Source organism: Candidatus Contubernalis alkalaceticus (assembly GCF_022558445.1).
Classification (GTDB): Bacteria; Bacillota; Dethiobacteria; order SKNC01; family SKNC01; genus Contubernalis; species Contubernalis alkaliaceticus.
This window is the reverse complement of record NZ_CP054699.1, coordinates 1,263,144-1,282,250: the sequence shown is the minus strand read 5'-3', so window position 1 is coordinate 1,282,250 and position 19,107 is coordinate 1,263,144. Positions and strand designations below refer to the sequence as shown.

The 19,107-nt window shown below is 41.3% G+C and carries 29 protein-coding genes; 13 read left to right on the top strand and 16 right to left on the bottom strand.

The genetic code is table 11. The features are described 5' to 3' along the window. Window positions 1-327 precede the first annotated feature (327 nt). From HUE98_RS06260 to HUE98_RS06250, 3 genes are all read right to left on the bottom strand, one after another. Window positions 328-642: a type II toxin-antitoxin system RelE/ParE family toxin gene (locus tag HUE98_RS06260; RefSeq protein ID WP_241422999.1), complete on the bottom strand. Its 315-nt coding sequence runs from the start codon at window positions 640-642 to the stop codon at window positions 328-330. Beyond that, window positions 639-902, bottom strand: coding sequence for a type II toxin-antitoxin system prevent-host-death family antitoxin (locus HUE98_RS06255; RefSeq protein WP_241422998.1), 264 nt, complete (start codon window positions 900-902; stop codon window positions 639-641). Before HUE98_RS06255 ends, HUE98_RS06260 begins: the two co-directional genes overlap by 4 nt. Window positions 903-1,296: 394 nt before the next feature. Next, the gene (locus tag HUE98_RS06250; protein WP_241422997.1) at window positions 1,297-2,064 is read right to left on the bottom strand and encodes an IS200/IS605 family accessory protein TnpB-related protein; all 768 of its coding nucleotides are present in this window, start codon (window positions 2,062-2,064) and stop codon (window positions 1,297-1,299) included. A 112-nt stretch (window positions 2,065-2,176) separates the two neighbouring features. Here HUE98_RS06250 and HUE98_RS06245 point away from each other — a divergent pair, with 112 nt between their 5' ends. After that, on the top strand, window positions 2,177-2,464 hold the full coding sequence (locus HUE98_RS06245) for a transposase (protein WP_241420515.1): 288 nt from the start codon (window positions 2,177-2,179) through the stop codon (window positions 2,462-2,464). An 11-nt stretch (window positions 2,465-2,475) separates the two neighbouring features. Then, window positions 2,476-3,363, top strand: coding sequence for an IS3 family transposase (locus tag HUE98_RS06240; protein ID WP_407080303.1), 888 nt, complete (start codon window positions 2,476-2,478; stop codon window positions 3,361-3,363). Between the two features lie 241 nt (window positions 3,364-3,604). Here HUE98_RS06240 and HUE98_RS06235 read toward each other — a convergent pair whose 3' ends face one another. From HUE98_RS06235 to mntA, 7 genes are all read right to left on the bottom strand, one after another. Then, window positions 3,605-3,952, bottom strand: coding sequence for a hypothetical protein (locus HUE98_RS06235; RefSeq protein WP_241422996.1), 348 nt, complete (start codon window positions 3,950-3,952; stop codon window positions 3,605-3,607). Between the two features lie 14 nt (window positions 3,953-3,966). Further along, window positions 3,967-4,482, bottom strand: a complete 516-nt coding sequence (locus HUE98_RS06230) for a hypothetical protein (protein WP_241422995.1) — start codon at window positions 4,480-4,482, stop codon at window positions 3,967-3,969. A gap of 115 nt (window positions 4,483-4,597) precedes the next feature. Next, window positions 4,598-4,837: a type II toxin-antitoxin system RelE/ParE family toxin gene (locus HUE98_RS06225; RefSeq protein ID WP_241422994.1), complete on the bottom strand. Its 240-nt coding sequence runs from the start codon at window positions 4,835-4,837 to the stop codon at window positions 4,598-4,600. A gap of 37 nt (window positions 4,838-4,874) precedes the next feature. Then, on the bottom strand, window positions 4,875-5,093 hold the full coding sequence (locus HUE98_RS06220) for a type II toxin-antitoxin system Phd/YefM family antitoxin (RefSeq protein ID WP_241422993.1): 219 nt from the start codon (window positions 5,091-5,093) through the stop codon (window positions 4,875-4,877). 31 nt (window positions 5,094-5,124) lie between these two features. Further along, a complete protein-coding gene (locus tag HUE98_RS17980; protein WP_277623710.1) occupies window positions 5,125-5,274 on the bottom strand; it encodes a HepT-like ribonuclease domain-containing protein in 150 nt (49 codons plus the stop codon). Between the two features lie 23 nt (window positions 5,275-5,297). Continuing rightward, entirely contained in the window at window positions 5,298-5,552 is a 255-nt protein-coding gene (locus HUE98_RS17580) for a DUF86 domain-containing protein (RefSeq protein WP_277623709.1), read from the bottom strand. Between the two features lie 20 nt (window positions 5,553-5,572). Next, entirely contained in the window at window positions 5,573-5,992 is a 420-nt protein-coding gene (gene mntA / locus HUE98_RS06210) for a type VII toxin-antitoxin system MntA family adenylyltransferase antitoxin (RefSeq protein ID WP_241422992.1), read from the bottom strand. A gap of 421 nt (window positions 5,993-6,413) precedes the next feature. Between mntA and HUE98_RS06205 the strand changes: the two genes are divergently transcribed. From HUE98_RS06205 to HUE98_RS06190, 4 genes are all read left to right on the top strand, one after another. After that, on the top strand, window positions 6,414-6,722 hold the full coding sequence (locus HUE98_RS06205; protein ID WP_241422991.1) for a flagellar protein FlaG: 309 nt from the start codon (window positions 6,414-6,416) through the stop codon (window positions 6,720-6,722). A gap of 161 nt (window positions 6,723-6,883) precedes the next feature. Continuing rightward, the gene (locus HUE98_RS06200) at window positions 6,884-7,111 is read left to right on the top strand and encodes a hypothetical protein (protein WP_241422990.1); all 228 of its coding nucleotides are present in this window, start codon (window positions 6,884-6,886) and stop codon (window positions 7,109-7,111) included. A gap of 262 nt (window positions 7,112-7,373) precedes the next feature. Beyond that, window positions 7,374-7,919, top strand: a complete 546-nt coding sequence (locus HUE98_RS06195) for a hypothetical protein (RefSeq protein WP_241422989.1) — start codon at window positions 7,374-7,376, stop codon at window positions 7,917-7,919. Window positions 7,920-7,966: 47 nt separating this feature from the next. After that, complete coding sequence (locus HUE98_RS06190; protein WP_241422988.1) at window positions 7,967-8,335, top strand: hypothetical protein; 369 nt, start codon at window positions 7,967-7,969, stop codon at window positions 8,333-8,335. A gap of 59 nt (window positions 8,336-8,394) precedes the next feature. Here the strand turns inward: HUE98_RS06190 and csrA are convergent, their stop codons facing one another. The 6 genes from csrA to flgM form a co-directional block, all read right to left on the bottom strand. Then, the gene (gene csrA / locus HUE98_RS06185; RefSeq protein ID WP_241422987.1) at window positions 8,395-8,643 is read right to left on the bottom strand and encodes a carbon storage regulator CsrA; all 249 of its coding nucleotides are present in this window, start codon (window positions 8,641-8,643) and stop codon (window positions 8,395-8,397) included. A 12-nt stretch (window positions 8,644-8,655) separates the two neighbouring features. Further along, complete coding sequence (gene fliW / locus HUE98_RS06180; RefSeq protein ID WP_241422986.1) at window positions 8,656-9,057, bottom strand: flagellar assembly protein FliW; 402 nt, start codon at window positions 9,055-9,057, stop codon at window positions 8,656-8,658. 95 nt (window positions 9,058-9,152) lie between these two features. Then, complete coding sequence (flgL, locus tag HUE98_RS06175) at window positions 9,153-10,055, bottom strand: flagellar hook-associated protein FlgL (protein WP_241422985.1); 903 nt, start codon at window positions 10,053-10,055, stop codon at window positions 9,153-9,155. Window positions 10,056-10,074: 19 nt separating this feature from the next. Further along, window positions 10,075-11,541 (bottom strand): flagellar hook-associated protein FlgK, encoded by a 1,467-nt coding sequence (gene flgK, locus HUE98_RS06170; RefSeq protein ID WP_241422984.1) that lies wholly within the window; start codon window positions 11,539-11,541, stop codon window positions 10,075-10,077. Window positions 11,542-11,595: 54 nt separating this feature from the next. Then, entirely contained in the window at window positions 11,596-12,057 is a 462-nt protein-coding gene (gene flgN / locus HUE98_RS06165; RefSeq protein ID WP_241422983.1) for a flagellar export chaperone FlgN, read from the bottom strand. Between the two features lie 11 nt (window positions 12,058-12,068). Then, a complete protein-coding gene (gene flgM / locus HUE98_RS06160; RefSeq protein ID WP_241422982.1) occupies window positions 12,069-12,362 on the bottom strand; it encodes a flagellar biosynthesis anti-sigma factor FlgM in 294 nt (97 codons plus the stop codon). A 316-nt stretch (window positions 12,363-12,678) separates the two neighbouring features. On the opposite strand from flgM, the gene HUE98_RS06155 reads away from it, so the two are divergent. The 7 genes from HUE98_RS06155 to ggt all read left to right on the top strand — a co-directional run bounded on the left by HUE98_RS06155 (window position 12,679) and on the right by ggt (window position 19,062). After that, window positions 12,679-12,942 (top strand): late competence development ComFB family protein, encoded by a 264-nt coding sequence (locus HUE98_RS06155; RefSeq protein WP_241422981.1) that lies wholly within the window; start codon window positions 12,679-12,681, stop codon window positions 12,940-12,942. Window positions 12,943-12,979: 37 nt separating this feature from the next. Next, a complete protein-coding gene (locus HUE98_RS06150; protein WP_241422980.1) occupies window positions 12,980-13,219 on the top strand; it encodes an AbrB/MazE/SpoVT family DNA-binding domain-containing protein in 240 nt (79 codons plus the stop codon). Next, window positions 13,216-13,599 (top strand): type II toxin-antitoxin system death-on-curing family toxin, encoded by a 384-nt coding sequence (locus tag HUE98_RS06145; RefSeq protein ID WP_241422979.1) that lies wholly within the window; start codon window positions 13,216-13,218, stop codon window positions 13,597-13,599. The genes HUE98_RS06150 and HUE98_RS06145 overlap by 4 nt, the downstream gene beginning before the upstream one ends. A 13-nt stretch (window positions 13,600-13,612) precedes the next feature. Then, a complete protein-coding gene (locus HUE98_RS06140) occupies window positions 13,613-14,761 on the top strand; it encodes a CapA family protein (RefSeq protein WP_241422978.1) in 1,149 nt (382 codons plus the stop codon). A 14-nt stretch (window positions 14,762-14,775) separates the two neighbouring features. Continuing rightward, window positions 14,776-16,002 (top strand): poly-gamma-glutamate synthase PgsB, encoded by a 1,227-nt coding sequence (gene pgsB, locus HUE98_RS06135; protein ID WP_241422977.1) that lies wholly within the window; start codon window positions 14,776-14,778, stop codon window positions 16,000-16,002. Further along, on the top strand, window positions 15,984-16,433 hold the full coding sequence (gene pgsC / locus HUE98_RS06130) for a poly-gamma-glutamate biosynthesis protein PgsC (protein ID WP_241422976.1): 450 nt from the start codon (window positions 15,984-15,986) through the stop codon (window positions 16,431-16,433). Before pgsB ends, pgsC begins: the two co-directional genes overlap by 19 nt. A gap of 76 nt (window positions 16,434-16,509) precedes the next feature. Continuing rightward, entirely contained in the window at window positions 16,510-19,062 is a 2,553-nt protein-coding gene (ggt, locus tag HUE98_RS06125; protein WP_241422975.1) for a gamma-glutamyltransferase, read from the top strand. Window positions 19,063-19,107: the final 45 nt, after the last annotated feature.

The following is a 19,107-nucleotide window of genomic DNA, read 5'->3' as shown; positions in this document are numbered from 1 at the left end:
TTTTTTAACATGAATGCTGGGGGATTTCCGGAAGGTGTCTGGCCCTGAATTGATTGGCGAAAATTCAAAATTAGGAAGTCCCCGGAGGGAGGTTTCCCTTTCCGGGGACTTCTTTTTTTTAGCTTGACTTATAAGGGTGGTGATACCTGTTGTTTGCCCAAGACATCACTGCTTGTATCCTACATTCCCGGAATTTAGAACAAGAACGGTTCTACCCCTAATGCTGTGTAGATATCTTCCTGCTTCTTAGTTAACCATATTGCCAGCTACGAATATTTCAGAAATGGCACATAACGATGCTTGGTTGTAGCCCCAAGCGTCTCGGGGTTACAACCAATGCTCCCAATCCCGCCGGCCATATAAAATCCGAATAACCGTAACGATTTCATCTACTTCAGATATCACATAAAACGCGATATAGTTTTCCACAATCAGCTTGCGAATCCCCTGCGCGGCAAGACGTTCATCTGCTACCAGAGCGTGACGGGTCGGTAATTTCTCCAGACCCATCACGGCCTCTTTGATTTTGCCTACCAATTTTTTCGCTATAACAGGCTCAAGTAGTTCATCGGAAATGTATTTGACAATTGCCTGCAAGTCGTCCACCGCAGGTTCAGTCATCAAAACCTTATATTGTTTCATTTAGACAATCCATTTTCAATTTTTTCAAATACACTCTCTGCAGGTACAACTCTGCAGCTTTTTACAGCTTCCATTCCTTCATCCAGCAGCTTATTCAATTCAAACTTTCCAACAAGCCTTTCATAAGTAGCTATACTCATAACTGCCAAATCTCCCTGTCCGTTTTTAGTAATATAAACAGGCTCGGAATACTTGTGGCAAAACTCCGAAATCTCGTTATACTTATTTCTCAAATCAGAGCTTGGTCTAATGGTTGGCATATTTTGCACCTCCAACTATAGTATATGCATATTCTATCTAAATATTGATATAAGGTCAAGATGGTTTACCCGCCAGCGTCCACTGAATCTCGCGGACGTGCGGGAGAAGTCGGTCCCCCATAGTAACTTTTTTTTATATTAACTACAAGAATAAGCTATTCTTGTGTATCAAATAATTCACGAAGATAGTCCCGGCGACTATGTAATATACGATGTATGACAACGGTACTATCTATTATTCTGTAAAAAACCAGAACCAGATATGGATGTACAACATTGAACTACTCCCACTTAACCTCTTTCGAGGTTTGAAGAGGGAGATTCCGGCTATTTAAACCAGAACCAAGCATCCCGTCAACAAGGGCTTGTAGGCAAATATGGTAACGTAAACACGCTACGCAGAAAAGGGTATTAAGTCTCCCTCTCCTCTTAGCTCTAATCGATTTCTTAATTCTTTTAGAGAGCTTATGTTTTCCATATTCCCTAACTCTTGATACAAAGCCTGGGGCTTTACATCTTTAAGCATGCGAGTTATGTATCTCCAATGCGCCCAATGATGCCTGACTGCTATCTTCTCCGGTAGCAAACCAGACAAAACCGGTGGAACTTTTTCGCTAAAACCCATCTTGCGGCGGGCAATGACATAAGCTGCTGCAAGATGGACCGATAAGCCTTTAGGTTTCATATATTTAAACTTCCCCATTTGAGAAGTGTAAGCCGGGTTTACTAAAAATATAGCTATCCCAACTTTATGAGCCCTGGACTGGATGGCATCAATTATCTTTTTATAAGCAAATTGAGTTATCTTGCGATTAGCCTTTTTGCTGCCATAAGCCAATTTTGATTTAGAATCCGTTGTATTTAGATCCTCTAAAACGATAGGCTTATTTTTTTTATTAGCAATATCAATTAACTGGATAGCTATATTTTCGATAATCTTGACTGACTGACCGGTAGTTTTTTCTTCTAAGTTAAATTTAAGAACTTTCTTGTTTAGGATATTTCCAAATCGGTCTATTTCCACTACAGCCAGATGGTCATAATTTATATCTACCCCTATAAGGCCGTCTTCTTTGGAGTAATTGATATTTTTATTTGAGGGGATATGGACTACTGCCTTAAAGATATAATAGTCTCCTTTATCGACTATCTCCCAGGCCACAGGTTTTTTAAAGCTGCTTCGGTTAACTAGAACATTGGAGTGGTATCATTTTAGTTAAGTAACAAAACTCGTAATTCTGGAAATAATAACCCAAAAAGAAAGAGGTGTCCAGATGCGAGTATATGATAAAGAATTTAAAGAAGAAGCCATTAAGCTGTCCGGTGAAGTAGGTCCGACAGTAGCTGCTGAAAAGCTGGGAATTCCAGTCACTACTCTTTACACATGGCGAAGCAATGCAAATCGTTATGGAAATATGGCTATTGTCGGCAGTGGTCATAAGCGTGTAGATCCAAAAACCGCTGAAATCAGAGCATTAGAAAAACAACTCAAGGAACTTGAAGCAACCAATGATATTTTGAAAAGAGCCCTGGCTTTTTTCGCAATGAGCCAAAAGAAGTAGCTGCACGAGAACTGTTTAAGTGGATATGCCTGGAAAAAACCCAAGGAAAATCTAAGCACAGCATAAAGACCATGTGCGAGGTATTAGGGGTTAGTGAAAACGGATTTTATAAGTGGTTAAAAAGACAGTCCAGGCCCTACAAATATGATGCTCTTTTGGCAAAGATTCTTCAAATTCGTGCAGACAACCCGGACTATGGAGCGTATAGGATATATCTGCATTTACAACTTTTTCAGGACTATAAGGGCAGTTATTATCTAATCCTCGCGCTCTGTAAAAAACACCATCTAATGCTGAAGAAAAAACGTCACAGCAAGGGGATAACCAAGGCTGATCTTGCTGCACAAGCTAGTGAAAACCTGATCCAGCAAGACTTTACAGCTGAATCACCTAATGAAAAATGGCTGAGTGACATTACAGAAATTCCAACGGCTGACGGTAAGCTTTATGTAGCCGCCGTAATGGACTGTTTTGATGGAAGCATTGTCGGACTAAAAATGGCTAATCACATGCGCGCTGAGCTTTGCGTCGAAGCTTTTACAGCCGGTGTCAAAAAACATCAGGCATATGGTATGATTTTCCATTCAGACAGGGGGAGTCAATACACTAGCACACTTTTCCGTCAAACCCTTGCCCGATATGGAGCAATACAAAGCATGAGCAACACAGGTAAATGCTTTGACAACGCACGGATGGAGTCTTTTTTTGCCACACTGAAAAAAGAAAGCATCTACAAATTTAAAACTGAAACCATGAAAATGGAAACCGTCAAAAGCATCATATTTAGATTTATTGAAATCTACTACAACCGAAAAAGAATTTACACTACAAATGGAGGCTACCCACCCTTGGTCAAGCGTTCGCTCTATTATCAGGAAAACTTATCCCAGGCAGGGTAAACAGTATTCAGGGGCTCTGCCCCCGAACCCCCGGAGTTTTTTCGCTTTGGTTCTCCCAGGGATAGAAAAGAAGACAACCAGGGTTTATTAAACGATTCCCCTGGCTATCCCTGGCAGAACTCTACAGGCCGCTCGTGTTGCTCTCCAGCAGAGCACTATTCTGCCTGTAGATAAGAGCCGTAAATAGTATTTCCAAAAGGAATCCATTTATTAACGAATCCAAAAATTACGAGTTTTGGGGCTAACCCAAATTTGACAACTCCACATTATTGACAAGCTCTTGGCCGTAGGGAAAAGATAAGCTTTCGATAACAACCTTACCTTTGGGCAATCCAATTTCCAAAAATTTATTTTGCCAATCATACTTAAAGACAAAGTTTCCGAACTTTGCATCTTTTCGGCCGCTTATCTGCATAGAAGAATACCTGGCTTTCCTAAAATCATCCAGCCATTTAGAGTGGTCGTTAATATATTCTTTCTTAGTGTACTGAGCTTTAAATAGCTTTTTTGTACCAAAGGTTGCTCCTGTAAGACGAGATTTCAGTTTTTCAAGTTTGAGAGCTTTTCTTTCGATAGAGATCTTAATCATTTTAATGCGGTGTTTTAGTTTTTTATCTCGGGCCTAAGATACTGGTACTCAAAGTCGTAAGCATTAAAGAAAATACGGGTATGCTTTTTGTATCTAATTCCATAGATTCTGCCTTTTTTGAACTCCCGGGCTCCGGGGTAAATATTAAAATTACCATTAACTAAAGAATTTAAAACCTTCTCTTTTTTGTTTATTTTTTTAGAAATATCTTTAATCTTTTTTTGTCGGGTTTTAATCTGGTGATTCAAGTTTTTTTGATACTGACCATTTAACTCCTTCTGACTTGAAAGAACTACTTTAGCTGCCTGGACAGCGCTGTTGGCAAAGTAATCGTTTAAACCGTATCTATTTTTTATCTGGAGGTGAATAGAGATGTCGTATTTAAGATTATGATTATATTCATCTAAGAAAAACTTATAAGCAGTGTGTTTTGCTTTATTAAAAATGAGGAGCGCATCTTGAATAACAGAAACGTCTTTTTGGGGCAAGTCTTTTTTATAGATCCTGTTTGAAAAAAAGCATTTTTCCACTTGAGATGCACCTCCGTGAACGCAGCTTATATAGTAATATTATACATTGCTGAACATATGTTTGTCTAGTGTTTTTTTAAAAAGAAAAGCGATTTATCCCCTACCTTCGCTTTACTTAGAGGAAGGGGTCTTCTCGCTTAAATGATAAAGCGGTACCCACGATTAACAAGAGTATATTCATCTTCTGACAGTATCGAACCCATATTGGAAAATCTACAAGTCTAGTAATTCCACCGTTTATTTTTCCAAGCAAAGTTTCAGTGCTTACAACATTATCCTGGGATATATACGAGAAAATCTCATCCATATCATCAATTGCTGCCGGAGTATATTTTATCCTATTCCTTTGCGGCATCGATCTTCATCCGCATTCTTGCTATGACCTCATCGTGTTAAATCAATTGTTCACCTTCGGCAACCTGCTTTTCTGCAACTAGTAACTTAGACTGCAATTTAATGCGAGCCTCCATGCGTCGAAAAGCTTCATGACTCATGACAACTAAGTCTGCTTCCCCATTACGCGTAAGCAATACCGGCTCGTCAAGCTGGTGGCAGAGTTTTGAAAACCCATTATAGTCCTGTCTAATAGTTGTAGAGGGCTTAATATGCATTTTGTAAACCTCCTTTTCGGCTAACATTATTCTAACTAAATTCTATCATTTTTATAACGTGAGTACAACGTCCCAAAGGAAGGGGATCTGCTCGGAAGAGGTCATCTATAATAATGCGATACACCATTGACCGATTTATTTTTACATAGTCATGTACCAATATATTTCGAAAAGAGGCCATATTTCCTAAATTTTCTTTAATTTTTAGGGATAATTTTCATATAATACCTCAAACACATCTCCATTGCTTTCAGGCTTTCTATATCTCTTATCAGAAACAATATGATTGCCAATGTCGATGGCACACTCAATTGCTAAATGTAAAAACCTCTCGCTAGCTCCATAGATGAAGGGGTTCCTCACATATTCTTCCTCAGTATATTTTTCTATGCCCTCCAAAAAATTAATATATTCCATTAGTTTATCTAATCTGGTCATTAATATATCTTTGATTGCCATTTATCCCACCACCCCTCAACCTAAATTTGTTTATGAATTAATTGTATCATGGCTTCGTTGTAAATTTCTGCATAGTAACGAAAATCAAAATATTCTCTTACAGCTAAAGATTCAAAAGCTGCTCTTTTACTACTTTCCTTTACAGGTATGCCTCTAACTACAACCTCATATCTTAACAATGGTGCAGCATTGTTAAGGGAGACAATGTCTAGTTTTCTCTTAAAATACTTCATCCCCATATCAATTATGTTTCCTTTAATTAACATTTCCCTTTTATTTTCATATTTTTTCTGAAACATAACAGCAACATCAATATCACTTTCTTTGTTAGCTTTTTCTGTAGAAAATGATCCAAACAAATAAGCAAATTCAATGGGATATTCTCTATTTATTTCCTGAATAAATCTAGAAAGTTTTGCCAACATATCTAGTTTCTTCATAAGACAAAACACCTTCCTCTATTGAAAATCCTCTTTTCTTAAGTTATACTAAAAATCTTTCTGTTGATTTATGTACTGCTTAAACAATATCTCTTGAGATTTTCATAAAACATTTAATCTCCTACATTTGAATTTTTTAGTAGTTTAGTTATTCTACATAACTTTTACCATTCCTTCCATTTTATTCAGTTATTTTTCCTTCGGAGGTTCTTTCAGGAACTCCCAAAAAAGATGAAATAATACAAGCTTCAACAGATGCAGGAATTAGCACAATCTCTCCCTAATTTAAAGCCTAAAGGTTTTGGTTTTTTTGACGATAAAATCAATAGATGAAAAATTTTCAGGCTAGAAAAATAAGAGGCTTATAATTCTTGGTTTGTTAACTGTTTTTTAGCCTTACACACTACCCGTGGAGGTGATTATGATAAAAATACCTGATGATAATACCAATACTAACACCTACATAAAAAAACACCATGATTTACTTAAAGGAGAAGTACGTAAAGTGGCACCAAAGCTAACCAATAACGTTGATGACGTTAATTTTAAAGAGCATAAAAAAAACCATCGGGTCAGCTTCAAGCATAATAAGGAGCTGGGAAGAAATGTTGCCCATATTGTGGATAATTTATCAGGGGAGACAGTAAAGAAAGTTCCTTCTGATGCAGAGGTTGATAGAATCATCCGCACTGAAAGGCTAAAGGGAATATACTTGAACAAAAAAGCATAAATATAATATGCTGCCGGTCTTTTTCTATTAAGTTCTCCTTTTGTGTTAGTACTTCCCAAGGAACGGTAATCTTCCCTATATCATGGAGATACACTAAAAGAGTTAGCCGGTCCAGTGCTGATTCAGTAAGATTAAGAAAAAGTTATAGGGAAGTGATTACAGTGGAAGATATTAACCGATACAAGCAGTGGCTGGCCTGGGTAAACAATAGACTAAAGGCCCTTGATGAAATAGAAAACAAACTCCAACAGATGCGGCAATTAGCAGTACAGGTGCAGGAAGGCCTCCTTAACCAACAACAAATAGAAGATATGAATCAAAAGTTCAAGCTGCTGGAGCAGGAGGTTAAACAGCTAGATGAACTAAGCAGAAACTATATACTTCATTAAATGCCTCTACCGGCTGTAATATGGTAGAGGCATTCTTGTATCTAAAAACCTGATTATCCTTCTTCCCCCTCTCCTATGCCAAAGAAGTGTCTTTCACAAAAAACAATCTCCCCTTAAGCTGGGGCCTAAAGTTTTTAGTTTTTTTGTCGATTAAAGATATAGATATAGATAGAATCATCCGCACTGAAAGGCTTAAGGGAATATATTTGAACAAAAAGGTGTTAAGCAATTGTTTTTTTAGAAAATTCCAGGAGGTAAAAAAATGAATATCAATACTGCTAACACAGCAGCAAATCCGTTAAAAACTGTAACCGGCAGTCCGCGCAGCAAAACGGCCAATGCAGCAATTGAACCTAAAGCTGAACTTAAAAAGGATGAATATGTACCTGGAAACCATAAAAGAGTTGATACCTATGGAAAAGACATTGCCAGGTTAAAGAAAAAAAGTGAAGAAACTTATCAAACTCTGAGAATGATTGTTTCCCAGCTGCTGGAACGGCAGGGGTATACCCTGGAGCAATTAAAAGGTAACAGTATTGAATCTTTTGAGGTGGATGAAACCGCCAGGGCCGAAGCAGCCCAGCTGATTGCCGATGACGGCCCCCTGGGGCCGGAAGCAGTAAGCAGCCGCATTGTTGACTTTGCTATTGCCATCTCCGGCGGGGATACATCCAAATTAGACAAGTTAAAGGGTGCCATCGACAAGGCTTTTAAACTGGTTGAGGAACAGCTGGGCTCTCTCCCTGAGGTTTCCTTGAGAACTTATGACATGATCATGGAAAAGTTGGACAGCTGGGCAGCAGAATAATCACAAAGATAAACCACCGCATTATCAAAAAGAAAGAAGGTGATTAAGTGAATGATCAAATAGAGGTTATGAAACAGATTGTAGAACTGACAGATACCATGGAAGAAGGATTGGAACATGTTAAGGGTCAACTGGATCAAAGGTCACCGGAAAAAGCGATTCAGCTGCTCTTTGACACCACTAATGCCTTTACCCACATCGAAAAAGCAGTACAGCCTATTTTATCAGAAATTCCTGAAAACAACATACAGGAAAAAACAGACAAGCTCCGCAGTGCCCTGTCTGCAATGGTCGGCGAATATGAAGGTAACAGCGGCCTGAAAGGCCGGGAAATCCTTCAGTTTATACTGGAGCCTGCTTTTAAAAACTGGCGCTTTGAACTAAAAGAGGTGCTTATGCCTTATACCCTTTCTTAAAAAGTCTCATGAAAAGTAAAAGCCCTTGAATAATTTCAAGGGCCTTTACTTTGTTCCGCTTAGCTTTCATCCTCCTGCGGGGACAATGAAAACTGTTCATGTAAAGAAGAGAATACGTCTTTTTTCACCTGGGCCGCCGCCAGGTTTTCCTTTTCAATGGCCTCATAGATTTCCTGACGGTGTACCGGGATTTCCCGGGGGGCTTCTATGCCAACTTTTACAACATCCCCTTTAACCTCCAGTATTCTCACCTTTATTTTTTCTCCAATGGCTAAACTTTCTCCTACTCGACGGGAAAGTATCAGCATGCTTCTCCCCCCTTATCCACAGCTGCGCCGCCTTTCAGGAGAGAACAAATAGTGGCGGGTGGTATAATGCGTATCATGAAGAACCACCTGCCGGGCCAGGCCCTCTTTCTCATTAATAAACACAGGAGCTAACAGGTTAGCTGTCATATCAGCAGTTCTCTCAGGTACGGTAATAATATTGTAAACTTCTATTGGCCCAACATTTGGATGTAACTCATCTATACATTCTTTTTCCAATTCAATTTTATACTGGGGGAAAAAAAACCCCGGCTTCGTAACCAGAAACCCGGGACCATCTTCTGCTTCTAACCAGAAAAAATATGAATTGTTAGGTACAGGTTTTAACGTATAGTCAGTAATCTCCTCAAAACCCAACAAACCCTGGACCATTTTTACAGATATTTCGTTAGCCATAATGCACCCTCCAAAAGGAATAATAATCCAACTACCGATGATTTATATTCTGCTTCATTAAAATTACCTTCTATTAAGAAGGAAAATGATTCATTTTATCTTAGAAAGTCTAACAAGCTGGGTTGAATAATTTGTGCTCCGCTGGCGATGGCGGCTCGATATATGTTTTCCATAACCGTAAAGTTCATTATGGTCTCAGCGAAATCAATGTCCTCTAAGCCGGAACACAGTTCAGTAAAGTTTATTTTTTGTGACATATAGTTCTCCAAAGTCAGCTCTAAACCATTGACGGTGGCCCCTAAGCTGGCCCGCTTATCTAAAACATGGTCTGTAGCATTGGAAAGATCAAGAATGGCCTTGTCTATGGCCTCATTATCGCTGCTCTTAAGAGCTTGTTCCAATTTATCCATTATATCAAAGATACTTTGGGTTTCAGTGCCATCTTCCAGGAAAAAGAGTTCATGACCATGGATGTTTCCCTTAATATTTACCCCGGGAGCTACTTCCCAGTTAATATCTGCTTTATTTCCTTTATATTCTACAGCTTCCCCAGCCTCCCTGACAAAGGGGACTTCTGTAGTCTTGTAACCGCCAAATATGTAGCGGCCTTCATAACTGCTGTTGCCAAACTGTACCAGGACATTTGCTAACTCTACTACTTCCATAGCTAAAGCGTCCCTGGCACTCTGAGGCATGGAACCATTTGCACCGGTTATGGCCAGCTCCTTTGCCCGATGTAAAATCTCCGTTACTCCCTCCAGGGCATAATCTCCTGTTTCCATCCATGATCTGGCAGCATTTATATTTTTTTGATACTGCTCATTCTGAGACAAGGTTGTTCTATAACTCATGACCCTGGCTACCTTTATGGGGTCATCAGAAGGCCTGCGTAGAACCTTGCCGGAAGAAAGCATATTTTGATACCTCTCCATATGTGAAAGATTCCTTTGAATATTACTAATAACCGTATTTTTTACCAGTTGATGAGTGACCCGCATTGGCTATAGTCCTCCCTATCTACATTCTATTAATAATGGTATCATAAATCTCATTAAGAGTAGTAATAAGCCGGGCTGAAGCCTGATACGCCAGCTGAAATTGAATCATGTTAGATAATTCTTCATCCAAAGAAACTCCGGAAATGGAATCCCTTCTTCTGTTCATCATATCTAAAAGTGCCACCTGATTTTCTGCCATGTGCTGGCTTTCCTGGGCATCTACCCCCAAGCGGGCTATACTGTCACGGTAAAAGTTTTCAAAGGTTGATCCTCCAATGGGGTCTAATTTTATTCTCACTTTTAAATTATTGGGATCACTGGGGTCGGGAGTAGTTTCTATACGGCTGTAACGCAGCTTTGCAATGGCTAATGCATTGCTGCCGTCCCCAGGATTAGCTTCAACATCTTCACCCTCGAAAACATCAACAGCAGTTGACGCTGCAACAAGCTTTAAGTCCCGCATTATGTCCTGGTTTACCTGTAAATCTTCCAGGTACTCCCCATTAAAAAATGACAATCCTTTATCCCCATTTAAGTCCATACCGCCTACATGCATATCATTTACTATATTAATTATGCCCCAAACCAGGGCTTCAAAATCTTCCATGTATGACCTTAAGTATACATCCCGGGTTTCTATTAAGCCTGCTATTTCTCCATTGTTCATATTTACTTCCCGGCCGTCTCGTTCCCAGACAACTTTTGAAGCCAGGGGCCAATCACCATTACTGCCCCCGCTTTCGGTTTTTAATTTGAAAGAAACTCCTTCATTAACCAGTTCCCGGCCGCCAATATAAATGTTCACAGACCCTCTCTCGGTTTCTATGGCATTAAACTCTATGATTTCTGCCAAACGGTCCATAAGCAGATCCCGACGATCCATCAAATCTGAAGGCATCTCGTTTATAGCTACCAGCCTTATGATTTGCAGGTTTAAATCTTTTATTTGTTCCCCCAATGTATTAACTTCCTTCACCTTCAAATCAATATTAAAATCTATATCAGAACGAACGGTCTTAAGCTGCTCATTGATATGCTTTACGGTGTTAATCATGGTGCTGGAATTTTGCACCAGGGTAGCCCGGACAGGAGAGCTTTCCGGGTTTAGGCTCAACTCCTGCCAGCTGTCAAAAAACTTGCCCAAGACTGTGCTGAAACCCGTATCGGTAGGCTCCATAAAAATTTGTTCAACCTGATTTAAAACGTGGCGGCGACTTTCCCATTGACCCAATGTCTGCAGCTCTTTACGGATCTGCATGTCCAAAAATCCATCCCTAACCCGGGCTATTTCATTAACTAAGACCCCGCTCCCCAACATCCCATTTCCTTCTGGATAAGATATAGGTGCGTTAGGAACCATACGAGCTACCTGACGGCTGTATCCGGGAGTATTGGCATTGGCAATATTGTGAGACGTAACTTCCAGGGCTTTCTGCTGGGCCTGCATCCCTGAACGAGCTATATTTAATCCAAAAAACGTAGACATATGGGTTCATCCTCCTGCCGCTATTTACTGATAAGTTCTTTAATGGAACCGACGTTACGCATAACTGCTTACAAGGAAATTGGTTCCCTGCTGTTTCCTATTAAAACGGGCGTCCTTCCCGTATTGTTTAGCCTTTCTTTCAGGGCTTAAGCTTTCCTGCATCTTATTGATATAGGCCAATCCACTTTTTAAAAGAAGGATATTCATTTCGCTTAACTGCTGCAGTTCCCAGGCCTTCTCCTTCATTTCCTTCCCCAGAACTGCCAATTCTTCTCTTCTTCCTTCTGGAAAAAGCTCCATCAATTCCACTAGTTTCATTTCACCGGTTATGGCCAGGCGTTCTTCTTCTAAAGCCTTCAGTTCCTTTTTAACCCTGGCCTTCTCCCCCAGGAATTGTTGTAAAGCAGTCAAGTTATGGCCTGCGATGGCCTCCCCTTCCCGTCTGGTTATATCTATGAACTGAATAAGCTTCTCTTTTTCTTCCTTCAGTAAAACTAACAATGCCCCTGTATCCATCCTGCAACCCCCTAGCTCTCATCTTGGGCGAGCATCTTTGCAGCCAGTTTTTTGCTGTCTAAATCATACTCTCCTCTGGCTATTTTCTCCTTTAACTGCTGAACCTTTACTTGTTCCTTTTCTGTCCCCTGGTAATTAGCCATCATTTCTTCCAGCTTTTCCATCTGGGGGGAGAGGTTAACGGAGTCCTTGGACACTGCCGATGCAGAATGCTCTTTCTCTGCTGGTTTTACCTTCTCCGGTTCTACCTTGTTATTTTTTTCTAAAAACTTTCCTATTTGTGAATTCAAATTATTTATCTTCATAACGTTACACCACCTTTTTTTCCTTTCACATATTTTATCGCCCCATTGAGAGAAAACTTTAGGTTTCTATAAAAAAAAATACGTTTATTTTGCTATTACAAATAATTAAATACCATTTAGGCCAATACGTTAACCCTTCTTGAAAACAGGCCTGTATTTTTAGGAAGGAAAGCAGGAGAAAATAATAATTTGGTGAACCTTTTTAAAGAAGGAAATTTAGGAACATTTCGTGAAAAATAACAAAAATTGTTGAAATGTGTCAGTCTCATGTCTTTGAAATAAATTCCCTAAAAAGTGTTTAAGAGGAGGAATTGAAATGGAGCTTAAAAATTTAATGGAAGAGGTGGCTCCAGAGGTTTTAGAAGACCTCTGGAAAAAAGAAAATATGTGCCGCTGTGAAAAATGCAGGCTGGACATTTTGGCTATGGCCTTAAATAATCTCTCCCCTCGGTATGTGGTGACAGATAGAGGTAAAACCTTTTCCCGGACTGATTTTCTTGAATTACAAAATCGGGTGGATGTTATCACGGCTATTTCCAATGCCCTGAGGATAGTTAAAAATAATCCTCACCATGAATAAAAACTACAGACAATAATTTTTAAGGGAGTAGATACCTTTGGAGATTAGAAAAATTTTTAGATCAGGAAACAGCCAGGTAGTCACTATTCCTAGCAAAATCCTGGAAGAACTAAACCTAGAAGAAGGAGACCACGTAACCCTGGAGACGAAAGGTAAGGACAAAAGCCTGATTATTCGCCCACTCCAGGAGAAGCTTTCCGGAGGAAATGAGTTCTTTGACCAGGTGGAAGACTTTTTGGATAACTATAAAGAAGCACTGGACAAGTTAGAGAAATGAAAGAGCTAACGGAAAAAGAAATTCTTTATATTCACTATACCCTGGCTAAACGAAAAGGGGAGGCAGCAGGGGTCCGGGATACCAGCCTTTTAAAAGCAGCGGTCCTTAGGCCCAATTCTAAATTTCAAGGGGAAGAGTTATATCCGGATGTTTATGCAAAAGCAGCCGCCCTTACCCAGTTCATCTTAAAAAGCCGACCATTTAACTCCTTAAACACTTCTGCCGGTATAGTTATTGGCGCCCTTTACCTAAAAAAGAACAACATATCTCTAAAAGCCCCCGAAGAAGAATTGCTGAGGTTAGGGGAAAGGGCCATGGATGCAAACCTGGAGGTTAAAGAACTTATAACATGGTTTCGTCATTATTCTGAAGAAAGGTAACTTCTCCTATATTATGAAGGCAACTAAGAAAAAAGCATTAGCCTTTATGAAGGCCAGCAAAAAGAAAGGGGCTCTGATTCCTCTTTTATCCACAGCCTTCCTTCTTTTATACTTGATATATCAGGTCTCTGGAAACTCTATATTACCTGTTTTTAAGGAGGAAAACCTGGACAATTTAGTTTACCTTGAAACCCTGCCAGGCCTAGAAAATAGCTTGGTCATATCCATAGGGGGCAATGTTAATCCCCTGCCTGTTTCCAGGCTTCCTGACAATGTGGAGCCGCCTTTTTTTTGTCCCACTGTTTCTGAAACATTATCTTTTTCAGATTTAAATATAGCCAACTTGATGGCCCCTATTGTTGAAGATGATTATGAGGCCCTGGATAAAGCCAATGCCTGGGGAGATACACCAGAAACCGCACCCCTGCTTAAAAAAGCAGGTATTGATTTGATTCAGGTTTCCGGCCACCATATTTTAGACTACGGAGCCCCGGGGCTGATTAATACTCTGACTATGCTAAAAAGCCAAGATATAACTGCTCTGGGTGCAGGTCTAAATTCTGAAGAGGCTTTTACTCCCTATTACTATACAAAAGAAGGGTTAACTGTGGGAATATTGGCCTTTAATGCCTCCCCTCCCCTGGGCTGGACAGCTGGTACAAACCGCCTGGGAGTGACTGGAGGGGAGGAGGAAATGATTAAAACAATCTTAAAAGAAATGGAACAGAAAAGTCAACTGTCCCTGGTTTTAGTGTCTTTTAAAGACAGCCACTCCTCTAAAGCATCGGCAGAACAAAAAGAGTTTGCCCGGCAGTTGGTAAATATGGGGACACATATAGTTGTAGGGACAGGAGCTAATATAGTTCAGGAGACAGAGCTTTACCAGGGAGGCATTATTTTTTATAATTTAGGAAACTTCACTGCTCCTCCCTCCATGTACAGCTATCAAAGAGAGGGAGTTCTCATAACCCTCATCTTAACACCCCAGGGTGAAAACCTGATCTTTGCTTTACCCCTGCAGGTAGACCGGCCTGTTAACTCAAGTTGTCCTATTGAGCTTAGAAAAAAAATTCTTGATTTTAAAATCTTTAGTAGAATTAAAGGGGAAACTCCCTGGGAACAGCATCAAGGCTACCTAAAACTCCTACCAGGGAACTTATAGGAGGAAAAGATACTATGTGGCTCCATCTTCTTCCGGGCACTGCCATATTAGGGTTGGGGGCAGCCCTGGCCGTAAAAGAAAAACAAGTTATTAATAAACAGCTGGCAGGAATCAAACACCGAATTATAGTTAATGGTACCCGAGGCAAGTCCACTGTTACCCGCCTGTTAACGTCAACACTGCTGGAACAGGGCCTTGTCACCATGGGTAAAACTACCGGCAGTGAGGCCCGCATTCTCAGCTGCCGGCAGCAGGAGAACGGCAGCTTATGCCTGGTGGAAGAGGAACAAAAACGCCCCCCCGAAGGAGCTAATATAAAAGAGATACGTTCTTTTCTCAGAAAAGCAAACCGAAATAAGACAGAAGCCATTGTGGTAGAATGCATGGCCATTGAGCCCCAGTATCAAAGGGTTCTTTCCAATGATTTTTTAAAAGTAAATACAGCCATTATTGTCAATGTGCTGGAGGACCATCTGGAGACTCTGGGACCCACCTTACAGGAGGCGGCAGAGGATTTTGCCTGCTGCATTCCCCAAAATGGGCTCTTGGTTACTTCTCCTGGAAAACATCTTCCCTATTTTAAAGAAACAGCAGATCAAAAGGGAACGAAAACGATTATTGCCGATGTAAAATGCTTACCCTCCGGATACTGGGAAGAATTCCCCTACCCGGTTTTTCCAGAAACTCTGGCTATAAGCCTGGCAGCAGCTTTGGCCCTGGGAGTTGACAGGGATAAAGCCTTCCAAGGAATGTTAAAAGCCGGGCCGGATCCCGGGAACCTGCTTCTGGAGGAAATTAAAGATGTGAAAAACCAAAATAATGGTTCAAAGGGCCTTTTAGTAAAAGCTTTCGCTGCAAATGACCCTTCCTCTGCCCTAAACATATGGGAGCATTTTCAGGAAAAAGGTTTATTGGATGAAGATACTGTGATTTTAATGAACTGCCGTCGGGATCGAGTGGAAAGAAGTGAAAATTTTGCCTTACATGTTCTGCCAAAAATGAAGGGAAAAAGCCTGCTGGTGATGGGGGAGTTAACCAAACCGGTTGTTTCACGGTATAAAAACCTGCCTTTTGAAGAAATTTTAGATTTAGAAGGGCTTAAGGCTAAAGATATTGCTGCAATGATTCGAAATAAATACAGCGGGAATGTTTTCTTTGGTACAGGCAACTACTGCGGTGTAGCCAGGGAACTCTGCCGGGAACTCATGAGAGGAGAGGGAATATGTACGGTGGTGAATTGATGGTAGCTTTAGCAGCAGGTATTACATTGAGCATAATCTTTGCAGATTATTTTGGCATCATCCCAGCTGGAATCATAGTGCCCCCTTACCTGGCCTTAGTTTTCGACCGTCCTATGGCTTTGGCAGGCATTCTGTTGGTAGCCCTGCTGGCCTACTTTCTGGTCAACTTTCTAGGCCGCTTCATGATCCTCTATGGAAGACGAAAGTTCGGAGCTATGGTTTTAACGGCCCTGCTTTTAAAGCTCCTCCTCTATTTCCTTTTCCCACTTTTTTCTTTGGATGTCCTATCCCTACAGGGGATGGGCGTGGTCATTCCTGGTTTAATAGCTAACAGCATCGACAGGCAGGGTTTTGCCCCCACCTTGTTGAGCATGTTTTTTTTAGGGGGAGCCACCTACCTGATTCTCCTATTATATTTGTTCCTTCTTTAGGGTAACACAGCAAAAAAATATTTTTTCTCTGAGAGTGTTTTACAGTAATCCATCATATATATCAACAGGTGAAATCATGAAAAAATTATTAACAGCCATAAAACTACTTATTACATTTTCCCTTGGTGCACTGGTGGCTGTAGCTTTCTGGTTTTATATTTTATTACCGGGAGCGGGAGCAGGAGCAGTAGAATTAAAGAATGAACCTATGGCTGAGCTGATGGTTATAGGGGAAATAGCCGGCAATAATGTATCCCTTTCCCGCTGGCTCAGGAGCAAGGATTATACTGCCTTCAAGCGTACTCTAGAAGGCCTTAATAGCCCTCCCGTCCTCAGTCACTATAACAACTCTCTGCCCACCGCCAAAGAAAAACAAACCTTAGAAGAGATAGGGCTTTCTTTCGTTACCCTTCCCTTTCTGCCCCTGGAAGACCTGGAATATGTATTAGAAGAAGATATCACAGAAAAATATGATGAATTGCAGAGGGACCTGGCAGCCCTCAGCCTGATGGATAGTGAAAAAGATTCGGCTATAATCCTTTTACCCCTACCTTTAGAAATAAACCCTGAGGAAGTAAAAGCTCTGGTTTCTCCTTATAAAGATGTAACGGATAAGGGCCTTCTTATAGTTAAATTTACAGATGCCTCAGATAATGTCGATACTGAGGACAGTTTTATTTCAAAAGCCAAATTGGCCATCGAAAACGGGGCCCACCTGGTAATTGGAAATCATAGAAAAAGCCTTGTACCCCTGCAAATCTATCAGGATGCTTTAATCGTGGAAAGCCTGGATTATTTTCTGGGGGATAAGAACGAAGAAAGTGCCTCTATCCTTTTTCGCAGTTATGAGGAAGGGATCCAGGTGGAAGTCCACCCTCTACTGGTGGAAAGAGGGCTACCCAAACCTTTAACTAGGCCCTGGCAGTATTTAAAGGGAAAAGATATTTTAGAGAAAGCTGCCGGGGAAGAATTTTCTTATGTAGGTTTAAAGGCCATATACACCTCTCCCTCCCTCTTACCCCAGGAGGAGGAAGAAAAAAATGAGGAAGCAGCAGACTTAAAACCTGCAGGGGATACTGAAATATCAGAAATCGGCAGCTTTGGAGTAGCGGCCGGCCATCCTCTTGCTGTGGAAGCAGGGATGAAAATCCTCAGGGCCGGCGGCAGTGCCGTAGACGCTGCCATAGCCGCTTCCTACGCCCTGGCGGTTGTTGAGCCTCACTGCTCCGGCCTGGGGGGTGGAGGCATTATGCTGATCCATTTAGCTGCAGAAGACCGCCAGGTGGTTATAGACTACCGGGAAACAGCCCCCTATACCCTGGATAGAGGAGAAATTAGCAAGATAATGAACTGGCCCAGTACAGGCATACCCGGTTTTGTCCGGGGATTGGAGAAAGCTATAACAGACTACGGTACCATGGCTTATAGTGACGTAATTGAACCTGCCTACCTGCTGGCAAAGGAGGGCTTCCCCATGTACCCGGAGCTAAACTCCATGGTACGAAACAACTCAGGCAAGCTGGCCCGAAGTTCCGACGCCCTGCAGAATTTTTTCCGCCGGGGTTGGGCAGCTCCCATAGGTGAAATCATCACCCAGCCCACGTTAGCCGTAACCTTAAAGAGTATTATGGAGGGAGGAAGTGAAGTCTTCTATGAGGGATATATAGGTGAGAGTATCATGGAAACCCTGGCCCAGCAAGGGATGAACATGTCCACACAGGATTTAACCAATTACCATCCCATGGTGCGGGAGGCTCTGACAGGCACTTACCGAGACTACAATATAATTACTGTCCCCCCTCCTGCCGGAGGTTTCAACCTGCTGCAGCAGTTAAAAATCCTGGAATCTTATGACTTATCAACTTATACTGAAGCAGAGGGCGAAGTATACTATCTCTTAGAGCAGGTAATGAAAGCAACCTACAGTGATCGACGTAATTATGTAGGGGACCCTAACTTTGTCAATGTTCCCATAGACGAACTCTTAAGCGAAAACTATATTCAGGAAAAAATAAATGAAATAGACAGTGGAACAGTTTCTCAAGAATTGTATATGGATCCCCACCGGCCTTCCGATAACACCACCCACATAGTTGCGGTAGACGCAGAGGGAAACTGGGTTAGTGTCACCAATACAATCAGCTACTTCTTTGGTTACGGACTGCAGGCGGAGGGGTTTTTCTTGAACACCCAGCTAAACAATTTTAGCTCTAACGCCTCTTCACCTAACTACTTTCAACCGGGTAAAAGGCCCTTCAGCCACATCAGCCCCACTTTAGTTTTTAAAAGAGGTGAGCCAATCATGGCCCTGGGGACACCAGGGGGCAGGCGTATTCCCGCCTATTTGGCCCAAATCCTGGTACAGCATATAGATTTTGGAGCAGACATAATAGAAGCCGTAGACTCCCCCCGTTTCTGGTCTGAAGGTAAAGAAATCCGTTTTGAAAAGGGGATGCCACAGGAAACACTGGATTATTTTAGAAAACAGGGCTACCGGGTAATCGTACAAAACCCCAGCTATTATTTTGGCAGAACCGCAGCCCTATATCTGGACAAAAAGGAGGAAAAACTTAGCGGAACAGGGGATCCCTTAAGAAGTGAAGGAACGGCTGAAGTAGAGAATAATTAACCAAAACTTCTCTTCCCTGTCTTGTCCCAAGTTACTTGACCTTTT